Source organism: Micromonospora sp. NPDC005215 (assembly GCF_040607915.1).
Lineage (GTDB): Bacteria > Actinomycetota > Actinomycetes > Mycobacteriales > Micromonosporaceae > Micromonospora.
This window is the reverse complement of the sequence record NZ_JBEXHQ010000091.1, coordinates 1-8,936: the sequence shown is the minus strand read 5'-3', so window position 1 is coordinate 8,936 and position 8,936 is coordinate 1. Positions and strand designations below refer to the sequence as shown.

General features: G+C 63.2%; 7 protein-coding genes and 1 pseudogene. 4 read left to right on the top strand and 4 right to left on the bottom strand.

Features of this window, described 5'->3' with window-relative positions; translation table 11 throughout:
• Window positions 1-486: 486 nt before the first annotated feature.
• Window positions 487-687: a hypothetical protein gene (locus ABZU25_RS34010; protein WP_355033466.1), complete on the bottom strand. Its 201-nt coding sequence runs from the start codon at window positions 685-687 to the stop codon at window positions 487-489.
• A 435-nt stretch (window positions 688-1,122) separates the two neighbouring features.
• On the opposite strand from ABZU25_RS34010, the pseudogene ABZU25_RS34005 reads away from it, so the two are divergent.
• Together ABZU25_RS34005 and ABZU25_RS34000 are read left to right on the top strand one after the other, a co-directional pair.
• Window positions 1,123-2,366: pseudogene (locus ABZU25_RS34005) on the top strand (IS256 family transposase).
• Window positions 2,367-2,663: 297 nt separating this feature from the next.
• Complete coding sequence (locus ABZU25_RS34000; protein WP_355033465.1) at window positions 2,664-3,599, top strand: hypothetical protein; 936 nt, start codon at window positions 2,664-2,666, stop codon at window positions 3,597-3,599.
• Window positions 3,600-3,775: 176 nt separating this feature from the next.
• Here ABZU25_RS34000 and ABZU25_RS33995 read toward each other — a convergent pair whose 3' ends face one another.
• Both ABZU25_RS33995 and ABZU25_RS33990 read right to left on the bottom strand, forming a co-directional pair.
• On the bottom strand, window positions 3,776-4,771 hold the full coding sequence (locus ABZU25_RS33995; RefSeq protein ID WP_355033464.1) for a reverse transcriptase family protein: 996 nt from the start codon (window positions 4,769-4,771) through the stop codon (window positions 3,776-3,778).
• A 129-nt stretch (window positions 4,772-4,900) separates the two neighbouring features.
• Window positions 4,901-5,722: a hypothetical protein gene (locus ABZU25_RS33990; RefSeq protein WP_355033463.1), complete on the bottom strand. Its 822-nt coding sequence runs from the start codon at window positions 5,720-5,722 to the stop codon at window positions 4,901-4,903.
• Window positions 5,723-5,830: 108 nt separating this feature from the next.
• Between ABZU25_RS33990 and ABZU25_RS33985 the strand changes: the two genes are divergently transcribed.
• A complete protein-coding gene (locus tag ABZU25_RS33985; RefSeq protein WP_355033462.1) occupies window positions 5,831-6,478 on the top strand; it encodes a site-specific integrase in 648 nt (215 codons plus the stop codon).
• 81 nt (window positions 6,479-6,559) lie between these two features.
• Here ABZU25_RS33985 and glnA read toward each other — a convergent pair whose 3' ends face one another.
• The gene (gene glnA / locus ABZU25_RS33980) at window positions 6,560-7,984 is read right to left on the bottom strand and encodes a type I glutamate--ammonia ligase (protein ID WP_355033461.1); all 1,425 of its coding nucleotides are present in this window, start codon (window positions 7,982-7,984) and stop codon (window positions 6,560-6,562) included.
• Window positions 7,985-8,245: 261 nt separating this feature from the next.
• Between glnA and ABZU25_RS33975 the strand changes: the two genes are divergently transcribed.
• Window positions 8,246-8,644: an RDD family protein gene (locus ABZU25_RS33975; protein ID WP_355033460.1), complete on the top strand. Its 399-nt coding sequence runs from the start codon at window positions 8,246-8,248 to the stop codon at window positions 8,642-8,644.
• Window positions 8,645-8,936 lie beyond the last annotated feature (292 nt).

Genomic DNA, 8,936 nt, shown 5'->3' with positions numbered 1-8,936 from the left:
GGCGCCGCGATCGCGGCGCCGGCCCGGCCGGTGGTGCAGGGACTGCTCAGCAGTCGTAGGCAGCTCAGCAGTCGTAGTAGATGGCGAACTAACCGCCCATGGCGGCTGACCTGGGGCAGTGGGGTCGATCATGCCGCTGAGCAGGCCGTACGTCGTATATCAACTTCCATCGTTGTCCAGTGTTTCCAGGCGGCATCTGTACCCCTCGTGTACCTAACGATCATGGGGCGGTGGTGTGTGCGAGTGGTTCCGAGGTGGACCGGTGCGGCATCCCGTCGCGCAGGCTCCGCCCTTCCGGGCCGCGCCGACCTGGTCCAGGTGGAACGCCCTACTGGACGAACGACCTGGACCAGGTCGGCGCGGTCTGGTGGCCTCCGGTGTGCGACGGGTACCCGGTCGCGGCCGGGGCATCCCAGAGTCGCCGAGGGTTCGGGGCGAGTAGCCCCGGCCGCCGGAGGCTATCCCCGGGTCGTAGGGCCGGAGGCCCTACCCGCCGGAGGCATCGTCCCGGCCGGCCTCCTTGAAACGTGGCAGCGGCGGCCAAACGGGGGTGAACGCATCATCTTGCCAGCCCGGTCCCAGTGCTCGGCTGACGTTGATGTACACCGGTCCGTAGGACGTGTCCAATCGCCAGTTGTCCCACTGGTCCAGGTCGTGCTCAGCAAACCGCGCCAACAAGCGGAACATGGCTGCCACTTCGGAGTCGGTGAGCGGGCCTCCTGGATGTTCTCCCATCTCGGCAGAGTGCCATCGGTGGGCTGATAGCACCAAGCCGAAGCCCGCGTCCGCTGTACCTCAGTGGACGCGGGCTTCGTCGTGCCCGCCGGAGTTCGCGTGCCGCCGGGGTCGCCGCGCCGGTAGCGAAGCGGCAAGGCGTGGCGTGCCCCGAGCGGCGCCCAGCGGCCCGCAGGGCCGCCTTGAAGACGTATGGAAAGTTCTCACCGGCAATGCACTCGAACTGCTGGCCTCCGTCGACTGATGCGCGACAGTCGTCCGCCCAACTGGGTTGCGTCCACAGAAGTGGTGTACGACTTGCCCGTGTTGGGCGTGTTGCGTAGATGAGAGACGGCCATCGCGTCGATCCTTCAAGACGACCAAGTCAGAGAAGGAAGTGAGACCGCGATGGCCGCATCTGAGAGTGTGAACCCTGTTGACCTGCTGCGCGAGCAGATCGAGGGCGCGTCGCCGGACGTGTTGCAGGCGATGGTGAAAGCCTTCGCGCAGGCGTTGATGTCCGCTGAGGCGGACGCTGTTTGTGGTGCTGGCTACGGGCAGCGCAGTGACGAGCGGGTCAATTCCCGCAACGGCTACCGGGTGAGGGAGTGGGACACCCGCGCTGGCACGATCGACCTGGCGATCCCGAAGCTCCGATCGGGTTCGTACTTTCCGGACTGGCTGTTGACGCATCGCCGGCGGGCCGAGCAGGCCTTGGTGTCGGTGAGGCGACCTCTTATCTGCTGGGGGTGTCGACCCGGCGGGTGGAGAAGCTCGTCGAGCAGCTCGGTGTGCGGCAGCTGTCGAAGTCGCAGGTGTCGGAGATGGCCGCGCATCTGGACGTTCAGGTGGAGGCGTTTCGCAACCGGCCGTTGGACGCCGCCCACTACCCGTTCGTGTGGATGGACGCGCTGACGATGAAGGTCCGCGAGCACGGTCGGACAGTCAACGTCCACGCGCTGGTCGCGGTTGGGGTCAACGCCGACGGTCAGCGTGAGGTTCTGGGTCTGGAGGTCGCCTCTGATGAGGACGGCGCCGGTTGGCTGGCGTTCCTGCGGTCGCTGACCGCCCGCGGCCTGTCCGGCGTGAGCCTGGTCATCTCCGATGCCCACCGCGGTCTCGTTGGCGCGATCGGCGCGGCCCTGCCCGGGGCGGCTTGGCAACGCTGTCGCACCCACTACCTGCGCAACCTGCTCACGAAGGTGCCCAAGTCGGCGCAGCCGTGGATCGCCACTTTTGTCCGGACGATCTTCGATCAGCCCGACGCCGACGCCGTGCGGGCCCAGTTCGACCGGGTCGTGGCCACCATCGAGGCGAAGTTCCCCGCCGCTGCGGAACACCTCGCCGACGCCCGAGAGGACCTCCTGGCCTTCACCGGTTTCCCGCGTAAGATCTGGCGCCAGATCTGGTCGAACAATCCGCAGGAACGGCTGAACAAAGAGATCCGCCGCCGCACCGACGTCGTCGGGATCTTCCCGAACCGGCCCGCGATCATCCGCCTCGTCGGCGCGGTCCTCGCCGAGCAGACCGACGAATGGACCGAGGGCCGCCGCTACATGGGCCTGGAAATCCTCACCAAAGCCCGCCTCGTCACCGTTCAGCCGGACCGACACGACACCGACCAGGCCAACCCCAGCCCGATCGCCGCCTAACATCAAACCGGATCCTGCGATGGCCGTCTCCTACACCACCAGCGCGGACGTGACCGCCAACTGATTTGCGGCCTCCGCGCGGATCGCCGCATGTCAGTGAACCCGATCATGCGGTTGGTGTTTCGAACGCCCAGTGACGAATGGTGAGATGTCTGTGTGATGGATAGCGAATCTAGAGCGCCTTGCGACACCTGGATCTGCTGGAGTCCCGCTATGTCGTTGACGTTAGCACCAGTGCTCAGGTTGCGTGGGGAAGGTAGGATTAATCACGTCTTCAACAAGAATGGGTATCCGCACATGAAAAGCATGCTTGTGATCGGGGGAACGGTGGCCAGCGGCCTAGTCGTCGCGGCGGCATCCTGGCTGCTGCGCGACATCGACCCTTGGTGGAGCAACTTGCTTGCCAATATTGCGGTGGTGGCTTTCCTGCTTGCTCCGGGCGAGTATGTGCTCGCGCGGTTGCGTGCTGGGTTCGAGCGAATCGAGAAAGTCGCGGATCAAGCCAAGGTGACGGCAGACTCGGCCAAGAAGGCATCCGAGGAGACTGCGCGATCTCTCGAGGGCGTTCGCCAGACCCTGATTGAAAATCAGCGACAAGAACATGAATCAGAACTGGATATCTATCGCTCAATGACACAGGACCCGTCACGCGAAGCGCTACTTCATGGCCTACGGCACGCCACCGAGGCCGGGATCATCACCCCTCTCGGCGTGCGATCTCCCATCTGGGAGACGAATTTTCATTATCGATATGTGATTGGTGAATCTCATACCCTAGAAGTTCGCCTGGAGACGGATCGCGGCGATATAATATCGTCGCATCGCTGGGAGGACGGGGTACCCGCAGAGGACTTTTATCAAGTTCTTGTGCAGGCGGTCAGAAAATCGGGCCACGACCTTGGGGTGGGCCTAAACGACCCCACGGAGTCGGTCCAGAGCCTCTCCGAGATGCTCATCGAAGTTACCCAGCTTCGAGCACAGGAACTTCTTGGTCACCGGTCAACGCTTTGCCGGATCATTGAGCGGGTTGATGGCTGGTATTTCACCGAGGATAACGTCATCCCTGCAGACGACCTGCACTACTGCGTTGCCATCGATAGACTGGATGAAATTGACTGGGAGGAACATCTCCGCCAGAAGGGATGGTGGCGAGCTGTTACCGCAATTCCTTTTGCTCGACGGCTATATAGGGTCAACCAACCCTCAGACGCGAATCTACCACGCCAAGTCTAGCGGCACCCGATCGCGAGTCTCGACACGCTGAAGTTGGCGAACATGTGTGGCGGACTAGGTGCTGTTCTCGGAATCTCGGTCGCGCGAGACAGCAAGCCAAGCGCAATCATCTCGGCAGATCCGTTCGGTGCCGACGCCTGCTGCGCCGCGATGGCGATGAAAAGTTGTCGTGGGCGCTAGACGAGACCGTCTAGGTCGTCTACGACGTGGATCCAGCCAGCTATGTCAGCATATGCGCTTGAGTCGGGAAACACGTCCGGAACCAGTTCATTGAACGCTCGCAGTAGGGGATAACCAAAGTCTGGCTCGACTGCGGCAATGTAACACGCCCAGCCCAATAGGCGATTCCGGTGCATCGCCTCGTCCTCGCCGCCGAACTCTGCCATATAGGTGTCGTAACCGAACTTTGAAATTGTGTACAGGATCCATCGCATGCGGCGCTTTGTCTTTCGCGGGATCCGTGGTCCGCCCACTTCCCCGACGTACAATCCGGTGACGTATTGTCGCCCACCCCGGCGCATAAAGGCCGTCTTGCGTGTATTCACCGACCAGCCAGCGTCGTCGAGAATGCGCTCGATGTCCACTAAATGTCGATCATTGACCTCGCCAGAAAAGGTGAGATCGTCGACATATCGAGTGAACGAAAGGCCCTCGGACTCCGCATACTCCGCAAGGGAGCGGTCTGTGTCCCAGAAGACTAGGTTGGACAGGAAGGGTGACGTGCTTATTCCGACCGGGAGCTTGCTGGCGATAGTAACGATGCTTACGACAGTGTCCGCAGCCTTATCGCCATAGCCCTGCGCTTCCAATGAAGCTCTCACCATTGCAGCTCTAATTGAAGGAAAAAAGTCCTCTAGGTCTACGCGCAATACACAGCTCTTTCCGAGGTGTTGGCGAGCATTGCTGATCGTAGACCGCCCACGGACAAATCCATGGACGTGGCTGGGGGCCTGGTACGGCAACAAGTCCGTGAAGCTTCGGTGCAGGTTCTTCGTGATCGCATCGAATGGAGGGGCCGGCTTGAATACTTCGCGTATACCGCCGTGCTTCTTGCGCGATGTCCAGGAAAAATAGAGTCGCCCCTCGCCCAGCGGAAGCGCTAAAGATAGCCTTTCCAGAACCTCCGCCGATACGCCTGCATGTTGCGTGAGATCATCAACCGAGAATGGCATTAATCACCCCGGGCGTTTGGACTTTGGGCGGTAGGGCCGCACTCGCTGTGCTAGGGCTATCAGGCAACGCGCGCGAACTCGCGCACAAGGTTGACTGCGACCCCACCGCAGGTCGGAGTGTAGCACACTTCAATGAAGCGGCTCTCTCCGGCTGGAAATGCGGCCGTGTTCAAAAGAGTAGAGTAGAGAAATAGACGGCTCTATCTCGCGAAACGCTCTGTAGGGCCAGTTCTTAGGGCTTCTAGGGCGGTTCGCTTGAAGCCATCTGCTCACGGCTGACATGATGTAATCGATTATGGCTACTGACATGTAGTCTGTCTTGGCGACTATGACCATTTTTGGCTTCGGCAAAGGTGCTACCTTGCCGAGCGTTTCATGCGCCCGCCTAGTGGCGCTGCCGGAGAGTCGGCGAATAATGGCTCCCATGCCCTCACTCTGCTCTACCATGCAGAGCAACTCCGGTTTATCGCGATGCCGGATCAGGAGATCACTTAATAGCTTTGTGTACATGAACTCAATGCGCTCGACCTCGGTATTGCCGGGAACGGTCGTCCGATCGGTGACAACCATATACGCTCTAAAGAAGAGAACGCGCATCAGTTCCAGGAACGGCCCGACGACCTCCGGTGGGTCGCTTGCACTGTGAAATCCGTTCTTTCGGAATTCATCGAAACCGGGATATCCGACAAAACTACTCTTCGCGCATAGGCGCTTATACAGATCTCTGATCTGTTGCTCCACATCATCTGCGTCGTCGCCTAGCTCAACCGCACCGACGATCAATGGCTGGGAAGCATTTCCGTTCCCCGACTCATCCATGACTAGCCTCACCGCATCGAGCCCTTCATTAGGTCGGTCCGTTCTGCCGTCATGACCGTATGAATCGTCTCGCGGCAGCGAAAGTTGCGAGAGTTCACCTTCATTCAAATACGTTAGCTCTAGTTCTCGCATCAGTCACGTCCCGCTGCCCGCCAGCAGGCTCCGCCTCGACAAGTCCCAAGTCGCATCCGGCTTCCGCCGGTCGGCCGGGGGAGCCGGGTCCTTCCCACGGCGGAGCAGGTGCACGACCTGGCGCGTCTGCTGCCGGCCCGATTGGCCGCGACGGTCTATCTCGCGGCCGGTTGCGGGCTGCGCCTGGGTGAAATCCTCGGCTTGGAGGTGGGCGACATCGACTTCGATGTGCGGGAGGTGCACGTCCGACGCCAACTCAAGATGCTCAAGGGCCGTCAGCCGTTCCTCGGACCGGTCAAGACCAGCACCAGCGCCCGCACCGTCGAGCTGCCTGATGTCGTGGCGGTGGCGCTGCGTCAGCACCTGGCCGACGGGTGCGACGCGGTCGAAGTCGACGACGACACGGACCGTCGCCGGCCGGTCCGCCGGGCCGCACGCCTGCTGTTCAAGGGTGTCGGCGGCGAGCCCGTCAACGCGGCGACCTTCTCGCGGACATGGGCGAGTGCCCGGGAAGCGGTCGGCCTGCCGGCGCGGTGGGGGATTCACGGACTACGGCACTACTACGCGACGGTCCTGATCCACGCGGGCGCGTCGGTGAAGACGGTGCAGCTCGCGTTGGGGCACAGCACACCGACCATCACGCTCAACACCTACGTGCACGAGTGGCCGGACGTGCTCGACCGGACCCGACTGCTCATTGACGGGGCGCTCGGTCAACACGAAACGGCGGCCACGCCGGCTGGGAGCCGGGCATGACCGCCGTCCGTGAGGTTGTACCCAACCTGTACCCAAGATCAGTAGCAATCCTGTTGGTGCAGGTCAGCGCCTTGATCAGGCTCAGCAGTCGTAGTACATGGCGAACTCGTGCGGGGTCGGGCGCAGGCGCACCGGGTCGACCTCGTTGGCGCGCTTCCAGTCGACCCAGGTGGAGATCAGGTCCGGGGTGAAGACGCCACCGTCGAGCAGGTAGTCGTGGTCGGCCTCCAGCGAGTCGAGCACGGCCGGCAGCGAGCCCGGCACCTGCTTGACGTCGCCCCACTCCTCCGGCGGGAGGTCGTAGAGGTCCTTGTCGATCGGCGTCGGCGGCTCCATCTTGCTCTTGATGCCGTCCAGGCCGGCCATCATCATGGCCGAGAAGGCCAGGTAGACGTTGGCCGACGGGTCCGGGACGCGGAACTCGACGCGCTTGGCCTTCGGGTTGGCGCCGGTCACCGGGATGCGGGTGCAGGCGGACCGGTTGCGCTGCGAGTAGACCAGGTTGACCGGCGCCTCGTAGCCCGGCACCAGACGACGGTACGAGTTGATCGTCGGGTTGGTGAAGGCCAGCAGCGACGGCGCGTGGTGCAGCAGACCGCCGATGTACCAGCGAGCCATGTCGGACAGGCCCGCGTAGCCGGTCTCGTCGTAGAACAGCGGCTCACCGTTGAGCCAGAGGCTCTGGTGGGTGTGCATGCCGGAGCCGTTGTCACCGAAGAGCGGCTTGGGCATGAAGGTCGCGGTCTTGCCGTTGGCCCAGGCCTCGTTCTTCACGATGTACTTGAAGAGCTGGAGCTGGTCACCGGCGTGCAGCAGGGTGGAGAACCGGTAGTTGATCTCGGACTGGCCGGCGGTGCCCACCTCGTGGTGCGAGCGCTCCACGTTGAAGCCGGTGTCGACGAGCCGGCGAACGATCGAGTCACGCAGGTCTGCGTAGTGGTCGACCGGCGGCACCGGGAAGTAACCGCCCTTGTACGCGGTCTTGTAACCACGGTTGCCGCCCGGCTCCTCGCGGCCGGTGTTCCAGGCGCCCTCGATCGAGTCGATGTAGTAGAACGACTGGTGCGCCGAGGTTTCGTGGCGGATCGAGTCGAAGATGTAGAACTCCGCCTCGGCGCCGAAGTAGGCGGTGTCGGCGATGCCGCTGGCCGCCAGGTACGCCTCGGCCTTCTTCGCGACGTTGCGCGGGTCGCGGCTGTAGGCCTCGCGGGTGAACGGGTCGTGGATGAAGAAGTTCAGCGCGAGAGTCTTCTGCGCGCGGAACGGGTCGATGAACGCGGTGGCGACATCCGGGAGCAGGAGCATGTCCGACTCGTGGATCGCCTGGAAACCGCGGATCGACGAACCGTCGAACGCGAGGCCGTCGGTGAAGAGGTCGTCGTTGACGGACTCGACCGGCAGATTGAAGTGCTGCATCACGCCGGGCAGGTCACAGAAACGAACGTCGACGAACTTCACGTCCTCGTTCTTGAGGTATCGCAGCAGTTCCTCGGGATTGGCGAACACACATCCTCCTGGCACGTCCACGGGGTGGCTAGGCTTCTGGCGACGCTAGGGCCAAGCGGTTGCCCGGCCGTGTCTCCGTTGTTTCTGCCGTGTTACGTCCCTCGCGGAGCGTCAGCGGCACTCCGGTCCACGCTTCCGGCCGCCACGAACGCCGTCCGACTGTGCCAGTGTAATGACATCTGATGCCTTTGGCCCGAATCGGCACACCGTGGCGACGACACCCGGCAAGCCCTCATCCCCGCGCGGATACCCTTGATCGCTGTGAACAGTCCGCACGCCCCGGCAGCGCCGGCCACCGACCCCGCCTTCAGCCCGCCGAGCCTCGGTAAGCGGTTCGGGGCGCTGATCATCGACTGGGTGCTCTGCCTGCTGGTGTCCAACTTCTTCGCCGACCCGGTACGCGACGGCTGGGCGCCGGTGCTGGTGCTGGTGCTCGTGTACGGCATCTTCCTCGGCCTGTTCGCCCAGACGCCCGGCATGTACATCACGAAGATCCGCTGCGTGAACTGGCACGACGGTGGCCGGATCGGGGTGCTCCGAGGGCTGATCCGGGGCCTGCTGCTGGCCCTCATCGTCCCCGCGCTGATCATGGACGAGCACCGCCGCGGCCTGCACGACCGCCTCGCCGACTCGGTCATCGTCGACGCGCCGCGCGGCTGAATCCTGGCGCCGCGACCCCAAGGTCATGCTCGATCAATGAAGTAGTGGCCTCGGCGCGTCGGTGCGGCAACTACTTCCTGGTGACTTCCTGGTTCGAGCATGACCTCGGAGTCCGCAGGCACCCTGAACCCCGCCCAGGTCCGCCGGACACGGGTGCTTGTCGTCAAGATCCGCGCAACATCAGGGATGTTGCTGTCTCTCGCGCGTCGGAGGCAGCAACATCCCCGATGTTGCTCGGATCTTGGCGCGGGGCGCGGGGCGCGGGGCGCGGGGCGCGGGGCGCGGGGCGCGG